This window comes from Pseudomonas sp. R76, assembly GCF_009834565.1.
Lineage (GTDB): Bacteria > Pseudomonadota > Gammaproteobacteria > Pseudomonadales > Pseudomonadaceae > Aquipseudomonas.
Genome location: NZ_CP019428.1, coordinates 4,115,266 through 4,131,133, shown reverse-complemented (window position 1 = coordinate 4,131,133; position 15,868 = coordinate 4,115,266). Strand labels below are relative to the sequence as shown.

The window sequence follows — 15,868 nt, the reverse complement described above, 5'->3', positions numbered from 1 at the left end:
TATTCATGTGCATCTACACAGCCATAAAGGCGTCAGCACATGAGAAAGCGAAGGGCACGGACCCTTCGCTCTTTAAGCGTTACGCACCAACCATGGTTGGTGTGACCACCTGATTCAAATCGCCAGCGCGCGCAGGTGCGATGCCAGCCTCGAATTCAGAGCGGAAGTATTTGATTGCGCTGCCCAATGGTTCCACGGCGCCCGGTGCGTGAGCACAGAAAGTCTTGCCTGGGCCGAGGAAGCCGACCAGACCCAGCAGGGTCTCGATGTCGCCTGGCTGGCCTTCGCCTTTCTCGATCGCCATCAAGAGCTTCACGCTCCAGGGCAGACCGTCACGGCACGGGGTGCAGAAACCGCAGGATTCGCGGGAGAAGAACTGCTCCATGTTGCGCAGCAGCGAGACCATGTTCACGGTGTTGTCCACCGCCATCGCCAGGCCCGTACCCATCCGGGTGCCGACCTTGCCGATGCCGCCGGCATACATTTGTGCGTCCAGGTGCTCAGGGAGCAGGAAACCGGTGCCGGCGCCGCCTGGTTGCCAGGCTTTCAAGGTGTAGCCGTCGCGCATGCCGCCGGCGTAGTCCTCGAACAGCTCGCGGGCGGTCACGCCGAATGGCAGCTCCCACAGGCCAGGGTTCTTGACCTTGCCGGAGAAGCCCATGAGCTTGGTGCCCATGTCTTCGCTGCCTTCGCGGGCCAACGATTTGTACCAGTCCACGCCGTCGGCAATGATCGCCGGCACGTTGCACAGGGTTTCAACGTTGTTCACGCAAGTCGGCTTGCCCCACACGCCCACGGCGGCAGGGAAGGGCGGCTTGGAACGCGGGTTGGCGCGGCGGCCTTCGAGGGAGTTGATCAGTGCGGTTTCTTCACCGCAGATGTAACGCCCGGCGCCGGTGTGCACGAACAGTTCGAAGTCAAAACCGGAACCCAGGATGTTCTTGCCCAGCAGGCCTGCCGCCTTGGCTTCTTCCACGGCACGGGTGAGGTGCTTGGCGGCGGTGGTGTATTCGCCACGCAGGAAGATGTAGCCACGGTAGGTTTTCAGCGCGCGGGCGCTGATCAGCATGCCTTCGATCAGCAGATGGGGCAGTTGCTCCATCAGCATGCGGTCTTTCCAGGTGTTCGGTTCCATCTCATCCGCGTTGCACAGCAGGTAGCGGATGTTGATGGATTCGTCCTTTGGCATCAGGCCCCACTTCACGCCCGTGGGGAAGCCAGCACCGCCGCGACCTTTAAGGCCGGCGTCTTTCACGGTCTGGACGATATCGTCCTGGGCCATGTCGGCGAAGGCTTTGCGCGCAGCGGCGTAACCGTTCTTGGCCTGGTATTCGTCGAGCCATACCGGCTCGCCGTCGTCACGCAGGCGCCAGGTCAGCGGGTGAGTCTCGGCCGAACGCTTGATCAGGTTGGCCGGGCCGAAAGATGTAAGGGTCATGGGTAGCCCTCGAGCAATTGGGTCACGCCAGCAGGCTGCACGTCACCGAATGTGTCGTCGTCGATCATCAACGCCGGCGCCTTGTCGCAGTTGCCCAGGCAGCACACCGGCAGCAGCGTGAAGCGGCCGTCCGGGGTGGTTTGGCCCAGGCCAATGCCCAGCTTGTTCTGGATTTCGCTGACCACCGACTCGTGACCACCGATGTAGCAGACCATGCTGTCGCACACGCGAATAATGTGGCGACCCACAGGCTGGCGGAAGATCTGGCTGTAGAACGTGGCCACACCTTCAACGTCGCTGGCCGGGATGCCAAGGATCTCGCCGATGGCGTAGAGGGCGCCGTCCGGCACCCAGCCACGTTCCTTCTGCACGATCTTCAAGGCTTCGATCGACGCCGCGCGCGGGTCTTCGTAGTGATGCAGCTCGTGCTCGATGGCCGAGCGCTCGGTTTCACTGAGGGTGAAACGGTCTGTCTGGATAAGCGTGCTGTTCATGCTTAGCGGTCCACGTCGGCCATAACGAAATCGATACTACCCAGGTACGCAATCAAGTCCGCGACCATCTCGCCTTTGATCACCGAAGGGATCTGCTGCAAGTGGGCAAAACTTGGGGTACGAATCCGGGTGCGGTAGCTCATGGTGCCGCCATCGCTCGTCAGGTAATAACTGTTGATACCCTTGGTCGCTTCGATCATCTGGAAGGATTCGTTGGCCGGCATTACCGGGCCCCACGAAACTTGCAGGAAGTGCGTGATCAGGGTTTCGATGTGCTGCAGCGTGCGCTCTTTCGGCGGCGGCGTGGTCAGCGGGTGATCCGCCTTGTACGGGCCGGCCGGCATGTTGCGCATGCACTGCTCGATGATCTTCAGGCTCTGGCGCATTTCTTCGACGCGCACGATGCAACGGTCGTAGGCGTCGCCATTCGCGGCCAGCGGCACTTCGAATTCGAAGTTCTCGTAGCCGGAGTATGGGCGCGCTTTACGCAGGTCGAAATCGCAACCCGTTGAGCGCAGACCGGCACCGGTGACGCCCCATTCCAAGGCTTCTTTGGTGTTGTATTGGGCAACGCCGATGGTCCGGCCCTTGAGGATGCTGTTGTCGAGGGCGGCTTTCTGGTACTCGTCCAGACGCTTGGGCATCCAGTCGATGAATTCCTTGACCAGGCGCTCCCAGCCGTTCGGCAGGTCGTGCGCCACACCGCCGATGCGATACCAGGCCGGGTGCAGGCGGAAACCGGTGATGGCTTCGATGACCTTGTAGGCGCGCTGACGGTCGGTGAAGGTAAAGAACACCGGGGTCATGGCGCCGACGTCCTGGATGTAGGTACCCAGGAACAGCAGGTGGCTGGTGATCCGGAAGAACTCGGCCATCATGATGCGGATGGTGTCGACGCGGTCCGGCACTTTAATGCCGGCCAGCTTCTCGACCGAGAGCACGTACGGCAGGTTGTTCATCACGCCGCCGAGGTAGTCGATACGGTCGGTGTACGGGATGAAGCTGTGCCAGGACTGGCGCTCGGCCATTTTTTCGGCACCACGGTGGTGGTAGCCGATGTCCGGCACGCAGTCGACGATTTCTTCGCCGTCCAGTTGCAGGATGATACGGAAGGCACCGTGAGCCGAAGGGTGGTTCGGGCCCAGGTTGAGGAACATGTAGTCCTCGTTGGTGCCGGAGCGTTTCATGCCCCAGTCTTCCGGACGGAAGCGCGCAGCCTCTTCTTCAAGCTGTTGCTTGGCGAGGTTGAGGCTGAACGGATCGAATTCGGTGGCGCGCGCCGGGAAGTCCTTGCGCAGCGGGTGACCTTCCCAGGTCGGCGGCATCATGATGCGCGTCAGGTGCGGGTGGCCCGGGAAGTCGATGCCGAACATGTCCCAGACTTCACGCTCGTACCAGCTGGCGTTCGGCCAGATACCGGTCACGGTCGGCACGCTCAGGTCGCTCTCGGACAGCGCCACCTTGATCATCACGTCGCTGTTACGTTCGATCGACAGCAGGTGATAGAACACGGTGAAATCGGCGCCGCTCGGCAGCCCCTGGCGCTTGGTGCGCAGACGCTCGTCCACGCCATGCAGGTCATAGAGCATGACGTACGGCTTGGGCAGGTTGCGCAGGAAGGTCAGGACTTCGACGAGCTTGGCGCGCGCCACCCACAGCACCGGCATACCGGTGCGTGTGGCCTGGGCGGTGAAGGCGTCAGGGCCAAAACGGTTATTGAGTTCGACGACCACATCCTGGTCGTCTGCCTTATAAGGCGGGATGTACAGAGCACTGCCTGTAGTCATGGTTTTTTATCGCTTTCGGTCAACGTAAAGAATGAAGCCAGGTTTTCGTTCTATAAAAGAAGCGGTGCTGGATCAGACTTCGTCGGGGCTGCGCAGGTTGGTGACTGCGATTCGCTGTTCGCGGCGCTGTTCCTTTTGCGACGGCATCTCGGCGCGGTACACGCCTTGATCACCGACGACCCAGGAAAGCGGGCGACGCTCCTTGCCAATCGATTCCTGCAGCAGCATCAAGCCTTGCAGGAATGCTTCAGGGCGGGGCGGGCAGCCAGGCACGTAGACGTCCACGGGCAGGAACTTGTCCACCCCTTGAACGACGGAGTAGATGTCGTACATGCCACCGGAGTTGGCGCACGAACCCATGGAGATAACCCACTTCGGCTCGAGCATTTGCTCGTAGAGACGCTGAATGATCGGCGCCATCTTGATAAAGCAGGTTCCGGCGATAACCATGAAATCCGCCTGGCGCGGTGATGCCCGGATAACTTCGGCGCCAAAGCGCGCGATGTCGTGGGGCGCCGTGAAGGCGGTGGTCATTTCCACGTAGCAGCACGAAAGACCGAAGTTGTACGGCCACAGGGAGTTCTTGCGTCCCCAGTTGACCGCGCCACTCAGCACGTCTTCCAGCTTGCCCATGTAGATGTTTTTGTGGACTTGGTCTTCTAACGGGTCGGAAACGGTTTCGCGTTCGCCGATTGGGTACTGCTCGTTAGGAGCATCCGGGTCGATCCTGGTGAGATTGTATTGCATCGCCAAAGCCTCATTGTTTCAGCTTCGCTTGCCGCTTGCGACGAGCTTCCGGAGCCCAATCAAGGGCGCCCACTCGAAATAGGTAGACAAGGCCTGCCAACAGAATTGCTATGAAAACGAGGGCTTCGACGAATCCGGTCCAGCCGCTTTCGCGGACGGACACAGACCAGGCAAAGAGAAAGAGGGCTTCGATATCGAAGATCACGAACAGCATCGCGACCAGATAGAATTTGGCTGAGAGCCGCAAGCGGGCGCCACCTGTAGGCAGCATGCCGGACTCGAACGGTTCATTTTTGCTGCGGCCCCAGGCTTTTGACCCGAGGAGGCTGGAGACACCAAGCATGAAGGCGCAAAGGCCGACAACACCGAGGAGGAAAATGGCAAAGCCCCAGTTGTGGGCCATGAGTCCTGTCGCTTCGGTCATGCTGGAAATCCTTAACAGAGAGCAAAGGTCTCTGAGCTCGAAAAAGTAACGATGCAGTGACGATATGTCGCACTGCAATCAATCGCGGTGATTTTATGGCTAAACACCGGGCAAGTAAAATTCCTATAGCGAAATTATTCGATGGAATAAGCACATAGTGCACCTTCTTGGGGCTGTAGCCCTTGCGTGGCGGGCATTAGCGGGCTTTTTATCAAATATGTTTTGTTTAACCAGTAACGAAGTTTTCATGGGCTAAATGATAATGAATATTGTTTGCGTGGGTTTTAAGCGGATGGGTGTGGTGTAACGGGGGAAGTTGCTGTTACTTGCTAGAGTGCCGCTAGTTCATGCAGGGGATCTTTTAACCGATTTTATTCAGGTGAATAGCGCTCTGGATCAATGTTTTGCCAGAAACCGGGTGGCAATGAGCTCAATCACCCTCTCGGCCCCCGACTGATGGCTATTGTCAGAAAATTCCCACAAGAGTACAAATGTACTCCATGACGACCCTGACTCCCCGCCGCACCGCCATCCTGACCTTTATCCGCGACCGCATCGCGCAACAAGGCCAACCGCCCAGCCTCGCCGAGATCGCCGAGGCGTTCGGCTTCGCCTCGCGCAGCGTCGCCCGCAAGCACGTGGTGGCGCTCACCGAAGCCGGCTTCATCGAGGTCAACCCCAACCAGGCGCGCGGTATCCGCCTGCTCAACCAACCGGCTCGCCCCGAATGGCTGGACGTGCCGGTGCTTGGCCGTGTTGCGGCGGGATTGCCTATCGGCGCCGACGCCGAAGTGCACAACCGCCTGCAACTCGACCCCGCCACCTTCGCGAAAACCCCGGACTACCTGCTGCGCGTCCAGGGCGACTCAATGATCGAAGACGGCATCCTCGACGGTGACCTGGTCGGCGTACGCCGCAGTGCCGAAGCCTTGAACGGCCAGATTGTGGTGGCGCGCCTGGACGGCGAAGTCACCATCAAACGCTTTGAACGCCATGGCGAGCATGTGCGCCTGTTGCCGCGTAACCCCGCGTATCAACCCATCGTGGTCGGGCCTGATCAGGACCTGGCCATCGAAGGGGTGTTCTGCGGCCTGGTGAGGCAAGGCTGATGGGCGCCGTCGTTGCCCTGGACGCGCTGTTCAATGGCGGCCGCGTCTGGAAGGGCCGGCCCGCCGCGCCACCGGCCAGCGTGCACCCCACTGGGCTGGCGGCGCTGGACGCAGTACTGCCCACGGGCGGCTGGCCGGAATCGGCGTTGAGCGAAATATTGATGGCCAAGGAAGGTGTCGGTGAACTGCAATTGGTGTTGCCGACCCTGGCGCGGCTGTCGGCGGCAGGCGAGCGCATTGTGCTGGTCGCGCCACCTTATACGCCGTACCCGCACGCCTGGCAGAACGCCGGGGTGGACTTGCGCCAGCTCTCGGTGATCCAGGCCGAGGAGCGCGATGCCTTATGGGCAGTCGAGCAATGCCTGCGTTCCGGCAGTTGCGGCGCGGTGTTGTGCTGGCCGCGCAAGGCCGATGACCGTGCTTTGCGCCGTTTGCAGGTGGCGGCCGAAACCGGCCAGACCCTGGCGTTTGCCTGGCGCGCTTTAAATGAAGCGGTGAATGCCTCACCCGCCGCCTTGCGCCTGACCGTTGAGGCAAAACCCGCGCAAGTGCGCGTGCTCAAGTGCCGCGGTGGGCTGGCCCATCCGGCGCCGATTGCGCTGGCGGGGCACTGAGGTTGCCATGCGCTGGGTGTGTATTGTGTTCCCGCAATTGGCGCTGGACGGGGTGCAGCGCCTGCACCCCGAGCCCGACCAACCCCTTGCGTTGCTGGCCGGCACGCCGCAGCGCCGCGTGCTGCAAACCGTCAATGAAGCCGCCCGGGCCTTGGGCCTGCGCCCCGGTCAATCGCTGACGGCGGCGCATGCGCTGGCCAAGACCTTCGCCAGCGCCGAATACGACCCCGCCGAGATCGAGCGCTGGCAGCAGTTTCTCGCGGCCTGGGCCTACCGTTTCAGTTCCCAGGTCAGCCTGTATTACCCGCGCGCCTTGTTGTTCGAGATCGAATCGAGCCTGGGCCTGTTCGGGCCGTGGCCGCAGTTCGAGGCGCGGCTGCGCAAGGAGTTGACCGAGCTGGGCTTTCGCCACCGTATCGTCGCCGCGCCCAACCCGGCAGCGGCGCGCGTGCTGGCGAATCTTTACGATGGCCTGGCCGTGGCCGATGATCACGCCTTGCTGCAAGCCCTGGCACCACTGCCGATTGACCGCGCCGGCCTCGACCCGCACGCCGCCACGGCCTTATCACGCATGGGCCTGCGCAGCCTCGCCCAGGTGCAGGCGTTGCCCCGGCACACCCTGGCGCGGCGCTTTGACGCCAGCCTGCTCAAACACCTGGATGCGCTGACCGGGCAACGCCCGCTGGCGCTGGCGTTCTATCAGCCGCCGGACCAGTTCGATGTGCGCATCGAGCTGAATTTCGACGTGCAATCCCACCAGGCGCTGCTGTTTCCGTTACGCCGGTTGACCGGCGACCTGTCCGCCTTCCTCTGCGGCCGCGACAGTGGCGTGCAGCGCTTCGACCTGCACCTGGAGCACGCCCAGGCGCCCGACAGCGTGATCAAAGTCGGCCTGCTCAGCGCCGAACGCGAACCGGCGATGCTCTTTGAACTGGCCCGAGGGCGCCTCGAGCAGGTGCAAGTGACCTCGCCGGTACGCGGCTTTCGCCTGGTGGCCCAGGACTTGCCGGTGTTCGTGCCACAGCGCCAGGACCTGTTCGACGACCGCCCGCAACAGACCTTGCCCTGGGAGCAACTGCGCGAACGCCTGCGCGCGCGCCTTGGCGATGAGGCCGTGCAAGGCTTGCGCTTTCATGCCGACCACCGCCCTGAATGCGCCTGGCAAGCGGCCGCCGATAACCGTGTGTGCCCCACTTTGAACAAGGTGCAACGCCCTGGCTGGTTATTGCCCGAACCGACTTTGCTGGCCGAGCAGGGCGTGCAGATTCTGATGGGCCCGGAGCGCATCGAGTCCGGCTGGTGGGATGGCGCCGATGTGCGCCGCGACTATTACCTGATCCAGACCCGCGCCGGGCAGCAAGGCTGGGCCTATCGCAGCGTCGGGCAAAACGACGGGCTGTGGCTGCAAGGCTGGTTTGCATGAACTATGCCGAGCTGCATTGCCTGTCCAATTTCAGTTTCCAGCGCGGCGCGTCGAGTGCCCTGGAGTTGTTCGAGCGGGCCAGGCGCCAAGGCTATAGCGCCTTGGCAATCACCGACGAATGCACCTTGGCCGGCATCGTGCGGGCCTGGCAGGCGGCGAAGGCGGTGGACATGCCGCTGATCATCGGCAGCGAGGTACGCATCGAAAACGGCCCGAAACTGGTGTTGCTGGTAGAAAACCTCAGCGGCTACCAGCACCTGTGCCGCCTGATCACTGTGGCCCGACGCCGCGCCGAGAAAGGCAGCTATCGCCTGTTGCAGGAAGACTTCGAGCAGCCGCTGCCCGGCCTGCTGGCGCTGTGGGTGGCCGAAGACAGCGACACCCAAGCCTCGATCCAATGGCTGCGCCGCACGTTTGCCGAACGCCTGTGGCTGGCGGTGCAATTGCATTGCGGCCAGGACGACGCGCGCCATCTGCAGCAGCGCCTGGCCTTGGCCGCCAGCCTGAACATTCGCGCAGTGGCCTGCGGTGATGTGCATATGCATGCGCGTGGCCGCCGCGCCCTGCAAGACACCATGACCGCCATCCGCCATCACGTCACGGTGGCCGACGCCGGCACGCGCCTGCACCCCAATGGCGAGCGGCACCTGCGCAGCCTCGACGCCCTGGCCGCGCTGTACCCGCAAGCCTTGCTCGACGAAACCCAGGCCATCGCGCAGCGCTGCACCTTCGACCTCAGCCAGTTGCGTTACCACTACCCGCGAGAGTTGGTGCCCGAAGGCCAGGATGCGCAATCCTGGCTGCGCCAGCTCACCGAAGAGGGCATCGCCCAGCGCTGGCCGCAGGGTGTCGACGCCAAGACCTTGCAGCAGATCAACCATGAGCTGGCGCTGATCAGCGAACTGGGCTACGAAAGTTATTTCCTCACCGTGCACGACATCGTGCGCTTCGCCCGCAGCCGTTCGATCCTGTGCCAGGGTCGGGGCTCGGCGGCCAACTCGGCGGTGTGTTTTGCCTTGGGCATCACCGAAATCGACCCGAGCCTGATGAACATGCTGTTCGAGCGCTTCCTGTCCAAGGAGCGCAACGAGCCGCCGGATATCGACGTCGACTTCGAACACGAGCGCCGTGAAGAAGTGCTGCAGTACGTGTTCCAGCGCTACGGCCGCACGCGCGCGGCCTTGACGGCGGTGGTCAGCAGCTACCACGCGGCCGGCGCGGTGCGCGATGTGGCCAAGGCCCTCGGCTTGCCGCCCGACCAGATCAACGCCTTGGCTGAATGCTGCGGGCGCTGGAGTGAAGATGCGCCGCCTTTGGAGCGCTTGCGCGAGGGCGGCTTTGACCCGCAAAGCCCGATCCTGCGCCGCGTGCTTACACTTACCCAACAGTTGATCGGCTTTCCCCGGCACTTGTCCCAGCACCCGGGTGGCTTTGTGATTTCCGAACACCCGCTGGACACCTTGGTGCCGGTGGAAAACGCCGCCATGGCCGAACGCACGATTATCCAGTGGGACAAAGACGACCTCGACGCCGTCGGCCTGCTCAAGGTGGATATTCTGGCCTTGGGCATGCTCAGTGCGATCCGCCGCTGCTTCGATTTGCTGCGTCGTCATCGCAACCTGGATTTGGCCCTGGCGACCATCCCCAAGGAAGACGCCGCGACCTACGCGATGATCAGCAAGGCCGACACCGTCGGCGTGTTCCAGATCGAGTCGCGCGCGCAGATGTCGATGCTGCCAAGGCTCAAGCCGCAAACTTTTTATGACCTGGTGATCGAGGTCGCCATCGTGCGCCCCGGGCCGATCCAGGGCGGCATGGTGCACCCGTACCTGCGCAGGCGTAATAAAGAAGATCCGACGACTTATCCATCCCCGCAACTGAAGGCGGTGCTGGAGCGCACCCTGGGCGTGCCGCTGTTCCAGGAGCAGGTCATGCAGATCGCCATGGTCGCCGCCGACTACGGCCCCGGCGAGGCCGACCAGTTGCGCCGCTCCATGGCCGCCTGGAAACGCCACGGCGGGCTGGAACCGCATCAGGAACGCCTGCGCACCGGCATGCTTAAAAACGGCTACAGCGAAGCCTTTGCCGCGCAGATCTTCGAGCAGATCAAAGGCTTTGGCAGCTACGGCTTTCCCGAGTCCCACGCGGCCAGTTTTGCCTTGCTCACCTACGCCAGTTGCTGGCTCAAATGTCACGAGCCGGCGGCCTTTGCCTGTGCGCTGATCAACAGCTGGCCCATGGGCTTCTACAGCCCGGACCAGATCCTGCAGGACGCGCGGCGGCATCGCCTGCAGATTCGCCCGGTGGATGTGCTGGCCAGTGACTGGGATTGCAGCCTGGAACCCATCGACGGCCAGCAACCGGCGATTCGCATGGGGTTGCGCATGATCTCGGGGTTTCGCGAAGAGGATGGACGGCGCATCGAGGCAGCCCGCCAGCGCCGCACGTTCAGTGACATTGCCGACCTCGACGAGCGCGCCGGGTTGGATGCGCGCGCCCAGGCGCTGTTGGCGGACTCGGGCGCCTTGCGCGCCCTGGCGGGCAACCGGCACAAGGCGCGCTGGGACGTGGCGGGCGTGCATAAACAGCTTGGCTTGTTCGCCGGCCTGCCCAGCCCTGACGAAGCGGCGGTGGCGCTGCCGGCACCGACGGTCGGCGAGGACCTGCACGCCGACTACGCCACACTCGGCACCACCCTCGGCCCGCATCCGCTGGCGCTGCTGCGGGGTGAATTGCGCAAGCGCCGCTGCCGCAGCTCCCTTGAGCTGATGGCGGTAGAACATGGGCGCAATGTCAGCGTCGCCGGCCTGGTCACTGGCCGGCAGCGCCCAGGCACCGCCAGCGGGGTGACCTTCGTCACCCTGGAAGACGAATTCGGCAACCTCAATGTGGTGGTCTGGCGTGATCTGGCCGAGCGTCAGCGCCAGGCGTTGGTCGGTTCGCGGCTATTGAAAGTCGACGGGCGCTGGGAGGCGGTAGGCGAAGTGCGGCATTTGATTGCCGGGCGCTTGACCGACCTGACGCCGCTGCTGGAGGGCATTAATGTGCGCAGCCGGGATTTTCACTGAGGGGAGTTGCTCAGGTCTCCACGGATAAGCTATATGCAATGAAACGATTTATTGCCGCCAGGCTCCAAGTTTTTATCAGTGGAACTGCGCCACGACTCCATCTTTCTCTTCGCCACGAGCCAATTGATGCATTTTTTATCCAACACCCATGGCTGCGAAGGCTGGGGCGGTGAAATGGCCCAGCGAATCCGCGCCTTCGATTGGTCGACCACCGACCTCGGCCCGATCGACGCCTGGCCCACCAGCCTGGTCAGCGCCGTGCAGATGCTGTTGGCATCGCCCATGCCCATGGTGATGCTATGGGGGCAGGCGGGGTACATGATCTATAACGACAGCTACTCGGTATTTGCCGGTGGGCGGCATCCGTATCTGCTGGGCACGCCCGTTGAGCAGGGCTGGCCGGAAGTCGCCGATTTCAACCGGTATGTGCTGGACACCTGCCTGGCCGGCGGCACCTTGTCGTATAACGACAAGGCGCTGGTGCTGCTGCGCAATGGCCAGCCGGAAGAGGTGTGGATGGACCTCTACTACAGTCCCGTCGCCGGGGATAACCAACAACCGGCCGGCGTGCTTGCGATTGTGGTGGAGACCACCGCCCACGTGCAGTCCGAACGTGTGCGCCAGGAATTGACCCATAACCTGGAGCAACGCGTAGCCGCCGAAGTGCAGGCGCGTTCCGCCGCCGAAGCCCAACTGCGCCAATCGCAAAAGCTCGAAGCCATCGGCGGGCTGACCGGTGGCGTGGCCCACGACTTCAATAACCTGCTGCAAGTGATCGCCGGCAACCTGCACCTGTTGGCCCGGCATGAGCCGGAAAACGCCCAGGTACAGCGGCGGGTCTCGGCTGCCATTGCGGCGGTGGAGCGCGGTGCCAAACTGTCGTCGCAGTTGCTGGCGTTTGCGCGCCGCCAACCCTTGTCGCCGGCCGTCTATAACCCCCAGCGCATCTATGCAGGGTTAGGCGAGTTGCTGCAGCGTGCATTGGGCGAAACCATTCATATCGATGTGCAATTGCCGCAAGACTCGTGGTGCATCAACGTCGACCGTAACCAGTTGGAAAACGCACTGCTCAACCTGGCGATCAATGCCCGCGATGCCATGCACGGCGAAGGCGTGATTCGGATTACCGGCGAGAACATCATCCTCAACCCCGACGACTGCGCGGGCAAGAGCATCCGCCCTGGCGAGTATGTGCGCCTGGCCGTCACGGACATCGGCGTGGGTATGTCGCCGGCGATCCTGGCGCGGGTGTTCGAACCGTTTTTTACCACCAAGCGCGAAGGCCATGGCACCGGCCTGGGCCTGAGCATGGTGTTTGGTTTCGTCCGCCAAAGCGGCGGCCATGTCGAGGTGTGGAGCGAGGAAAGCAAGGGCACCGTGGTGCAGATGTATTTCCCGCGCAGCCTGGGCGAAGAGTGCCCGGACAGCCACGTCGAACCGGAGCCGCACCTCTTCGGGCAGGAGACGATTCTGGTGGTCGAGGACAACGAAGATGTGCGCGTGACGGTGGTGGAGTTGCTTGAGCAGTCGGGCTACACCGTGCTCACCGCCGAAGACGGCGACCGCGCCATGCAAGCGTTGCAGGGCGGCGTGCAACCGGACCTGATCTTTACCGACGTGGTGATGCCCGGTCGGGTCAAAAGTACCGACCTGGCCGACTGGGCCCGCGCCCAGGTGCCGCCGGTGGCGGTGCTGTTTACCTCCGGCCACACCCGCGACATTCTCTCCAGCAATCACTTGCTGAGCCCCGACATTCATCTGCTGAGCAAGCCTTACAGCCCCGAAGCCCTGACACAACGGGTGCGCAGCGTGCTCACTGCTCGATAAGGTTTTCCATGACTTCACAGCGCAACTTTCCGCCACTCACCGGCCAGCACTCAGGCTTTGTACGGGTGCGCGGCGCCCGCGAACATAACCTGCGCAACGTCGACGTGGACATTCCCCGGGATGTCTTGGTGGTGTTCACCGGCGTCTCGGGTTCCGGCAAGTCCTCGTTGGCGTTTTCCACGGTGTATGCCGAGGCCCAGCGCCGCTATTTCGAGTCGGTGGCGCCCTATGCGCGGCGCTTGATCGACCAGGTCGGCGTGCCGGATGTGGATTCCATCGAAGGCCTGCCACCGGCCGTGGCCCTGCAACAGCAGCGCGGTACGCCCAGCGCGCGTTCGTCGGTGGGCAGCGTGACCACCTTGTCGAGCCTGATTCGCATGCTGTACTCGCGCGCCGGCAGTTATCCGCCGGGGCAGGCGATGCTGTATGCCGAAGACTTTTCGCCGAACCTGCCCCAAGGCGCGTGCCCGCAATGCCACGGCCTGGGCCGGGTGTACGAAGTGACCGAAGCGCTGATGGTGCCCGACCCCAGCCTGACCATCCGCCAGCGTGCGGTGGCGTCCTGGCCGTTGGCGTGGCAAGGGCAGAACCTGCGCGACATCCTGGTCACGCTGGGCTATGACGTGGATATTCCCTGGCGCGAGCTGCCGAAAAAACAACGCGACTGGATCCTCTTCACCGAGGAAACCCCGACCGTGCCGGTGTACGCCGGTTTCACTCCGCAGCAAACCCGCGATGCCCTGAAGCGCAAGCTGGAGCCGAGCTACCAGGGCACCTTCAGCGGCGCGCGGCGCTATATCCTGCACACCTTCACCCACACCCAAAGCGCGCTGATGAAAAAGCGCGTCTCGCAGTTCATGCAGGGCAGCGCCTGCCCGTTGTGCGAAGGCAAGCGGCTGACCAAGGCGGCGCTGTCGGTGAAGTTCGCCGGAGTGGATATCGGCGAGCTGTCACAACTGTCGCTGGCGCAACTGGCCGAGCTGCTGCGGCCGGTCGCGGCGGGGCAGGACAAGATGAAATTGTCGGTGGAAAAACGTCTGGCCGCCCAGCGCATCGCCCAGGATTTGCTTGAGCGGGTCAGCACCTTGACCGAACTGGGCCTGGGCTATTTGTCCCTGGAGCGCAGCACGCCGACGTTATCGTCCGGGGAACTGCAGCGCCTGCGCCTGGCCACGCAATTGGGCTCGCAGTTGTTCGGCGTCATTTATGTGCTGGATGAACCGTCGGCCGGCCTGCATCCAGCGGACGGAGAAGCCTTGTTCACCGCCCTTGAGCGTCTCAAAGCGGCGGGCAATTCGCTGTTTGTGGTCGAGCATGACCTGGAAACCATGCGCCGCGCCGACTGGCTGATCGACGTCGGGCCGGCTGCCGGCGAACATGGTGGGCAGGTGCTGTACAGCGGCCCGCCTGCTGGCCTGGCAGAAATCGAAGCCTCGCAGACGCGTGAATATTTGTTCGCCGCGCCTCGACCTTTGAACCCGTCACGCCGTGAGCCTTTCGGCTGGTTGAAACTTGAAGGCGTAACCCGTAACAACCTCAACGACCTGAGCGTGGATTTCCCCTTGGGCTGCTTCACGGCGGTGACCGGTATTTCCGGCTCGGGCAAATCCAGCCTGGTCAGCCAGGCGTTGCTGGAACTGGTGGGCACGGGCTTGGGCCGCGTGGTTGAAAGCGACGAGGAGCCCAGCCTGGAAGACGACACCCCGCAAAGCAGCGGTGGGCGTATCAGCGCGGGGCTTGAGCATATCCGCCGCTTGGTGCAGGTGGACCAGAAACCCATCGGCCGTACGCCGCGTTCCAACCTTGCGACTTACACCGGGCTGTTCGACAACGTGCGCAAACTGTTCGCCGCCACGCCGGCGGCGAAGAAGCGTCACTATGACGCCGGGCAGTTTTCCTTCAACGTCGCCAAGGGCCGCTGCCCCAATTGCGAGGGCGAAGGGTTTGTCAGCGTTGAACTGCTGTTTATGCCCAGCGTGTACGCGCCATGCCCGACCTGCCACGGCGCGCGCTACAACCCTGAAACCCTGGCGGTCAAATGGCAGGGCTTGAACATCGCCCAGGTGCTGGCGCTGACGGTGGAGCAGGCAGTCGAGGTGTTCGCCGACCAGCCTGGCGTGTTGCGCTCATTGCAGGTGCTGCGCGATATCGGCTTGGGGTATTTGCGCCTGGGCCAGCCGGCAACGGAATTGTCCGGCGGTGAGGCGCAGCGCATCAAGTTGGCCACCGAGCTGCAACGCAATGCGCGTGGCGCCACGTTGTATGTGTTGGATGAGCCGACGACCGGGCTGCATCCACGGGATGTGGACCGTTTGCTCAGCCAGTTGAATCATCTGGTGGAGGCGGGGCATACGGTGGTGGTTGTGGAGCACGAGATGCGCGTTGTCGCGCAGAGTGACTGGGTGATTGATATCGGGCCGGGTGCCGGGGATTTGGGCGGGAAGGTGGTTGCCAGTGGCACGCCGCAGAAGGTGGCGAAGAGCAAGAGCAGCCGGACTGCACCGTTCCTGAGCCGAGAACTGACCTGAATGTCACTGCTTGATCAAATGTGGGAGGGGGCTTGCCCCCGATGGCGGCCTGACAGCCGACTAGGGGGCTGGATCAGACCGAGTACATATCCATTCCTGCGGTAACGGCTACTTAGGGTTCCGCTCTTACAGCGGGTCACTTTTTGAGGGACCAAAAAGTAACCAAAAAGTCCTCGTCCCACCACTCGGCACCTCGCTTAGGCTCGGTGTGCCCGTAATCCGACATGGATTTGGGGGGCCGCCGCCACGCGCCATCCATGGCGCGGGGCGGCTAAACCGGCATCCCTGCCGGTTTACCCCCCAAATCCATGTCGAATTCCGGCCAGCGTGGTTTAACGGGACGCCAAAGATCAAGATCAAAAGCCAGATCAAGAACAAGAGCGGCTCGCTGCGCATCGTGGGTACGGTT

Annotated in this window: 11 protein-coding genes; 6 read left to right on the top strand and 5 right to left on the bottom strand. The window is 62.9% G+C overall.

The annotated features are described in order from the left end of the window. Nucleotides 1–79: 79 nt before the first annotated feature. The 5 genes from nuoF to PspR76_RS18405 form a co-directional block, all read right to left on the bottom strand. Nucleotides 80–1,438, bottom strand: coding sequence for an NADH-quinone oxidoreductase subunit NuoF (gene nuoF / locus PspR76_RS18425; RefSeq protein ID WP_106579872.1), 1,359 nt, complete (start codon nt 1,436–1,438; stop codon nt 80–82). Continuing rightward, nucleotides 1,435–1,932: an NADH-quinone oxidoreductase subunit NuoE gene (gene nuoE, locus PspR76_RS18420; protein ID WP_003174721.1), complete on the bottom strand. Its 498-nt coding sequence runs from the start codon at nt 1,930–1,932 to the stop codon at nt 1,435–1,437. The genes nuoF and nuoE overlap by 4 nt, the downstream gene beginning before the upstream one ends. Nucleotides 1,933–1,934: 2 nt before the next feature. Further along, a complete protein-coding gene (gene nuoC, locus PspR76_RS18415; protein ID WP_025858969.1) occupies nt 1,935–3,719 on the bottom strand; it encodes an NADH-quinone oxidoreductase subunit C/D in 1,785 nt (594 codons plus the stop codon). Between the two features lie 72 nt (nt 3,720–3,791). Then, on the bottom strand, nt 3,792–4,466 hold the full coding sequence (locus PspR76_RS18410) for a NuoB/complex I 20 kDa subunit family protein (protein WP_003174719.1): 675 nt from the start codon (nt 4,464–4,466) through the stop codon (nt 3,792–3,794). Between the two features lie 10 nt (nt 4,467–4,476). Next, nucleotides 4,477–4,890: an NADH-quinone oxidoreductase subunit A gene (locus PspR76_RS18405; protein WP_003219575.1), complete on the bottom strand. Its 414-nt coding sequence runs from the start codon at nt 4,888–4,890 to the stop codon at nt 4,477–4,479. Nucleotides 4,891–5,381: 491 nt separating this feature from the next. Here PspR76_RS18405 and lexA point away from each other — a divergent pair, with 491 nt between their 5' ends. From lexA to uvrA, 6 genes are all read left to right on the top strand, one after another. Continuing rightward, nucleotides 5,382–5,999 (top strand): transcriptional repressor LexA, encoded by a 618-nt coding sequence (lexA, locus tag PspR76_RS18400; RefSeq protein WP_094952635.1) that lies wholly within the window; start codon nt 5,382–5,384, stop codon nt 5,997–5,999. Continuing rightward, entirely contained in the window at nt 5,999–6,613 is a 615-nt protein-coding gene (gene imuA / locus PspR76_RS18395) for a translesion DNA synthesis-associated protein ImuA (RefSeq protein ID WP_159957536.1), read from the top strand. Before lexA ends, imuA begins: the two co-directional genes overlap by 1 nt. 7 nt (nt 6,614–6,620) lie before the next feature. Continuing rightward, nucleotides 6,621–8,036: a Y-family DNA polymerase gene (locus tag PspR76_RS18390; RefSeq protein ID WP_159957534.1), complete on the top strand. Its 1,416-nt coding sequence runs from the start codon at nt 6,621–6,623 to the stop codon at nt 8,034–8,036. Beyond that, complete coding sequence (locus tag PspR76_RS18385) at nt 8,012–11,104, top strand: error-prone DNA polymerase (RefSeq protein ID WP_202982174.1); 3,093 nt, start codon at nt 8,012–8,014, stop codon at nt 11,102–11,104. The genes PspR76_RS18390 and PspR76_RS18385 overlap by 25 nt, the downstream gene beginning before the upstream one ends. A gap of 126 nt (nt 11,105–11,230) precedes the next feature. Then, the gene (locus PspR76_RS18380; RefSeq protein WP_159957530.1) at nt 11,231–12,931 is read left to right on the top strand and encodes an ATP-binding protein; all 1,701 of its coding nucleotides are present in this window, start codon (nt 11,231–11,233) and stop codon (nt 12,929–12,931) included. A gap of 8 nt (nt 12,932–12,939) precedes the next feature. Next, nucleotides 12,940–15,459: an excinuclease ABC subunit UvrA gene (gene uvrA, locus PspR76_RS18375; RefSeq protein WP_159957528.1), complete on the top strand. Its 2,520-nt coding sequence runs from the start codon at nt 12,940–12,942 to the stop codon at nt 15,457–15,459. The last annotated feature ends 409 nt before the right edge of the window (nt 15,460–15,868 follow it).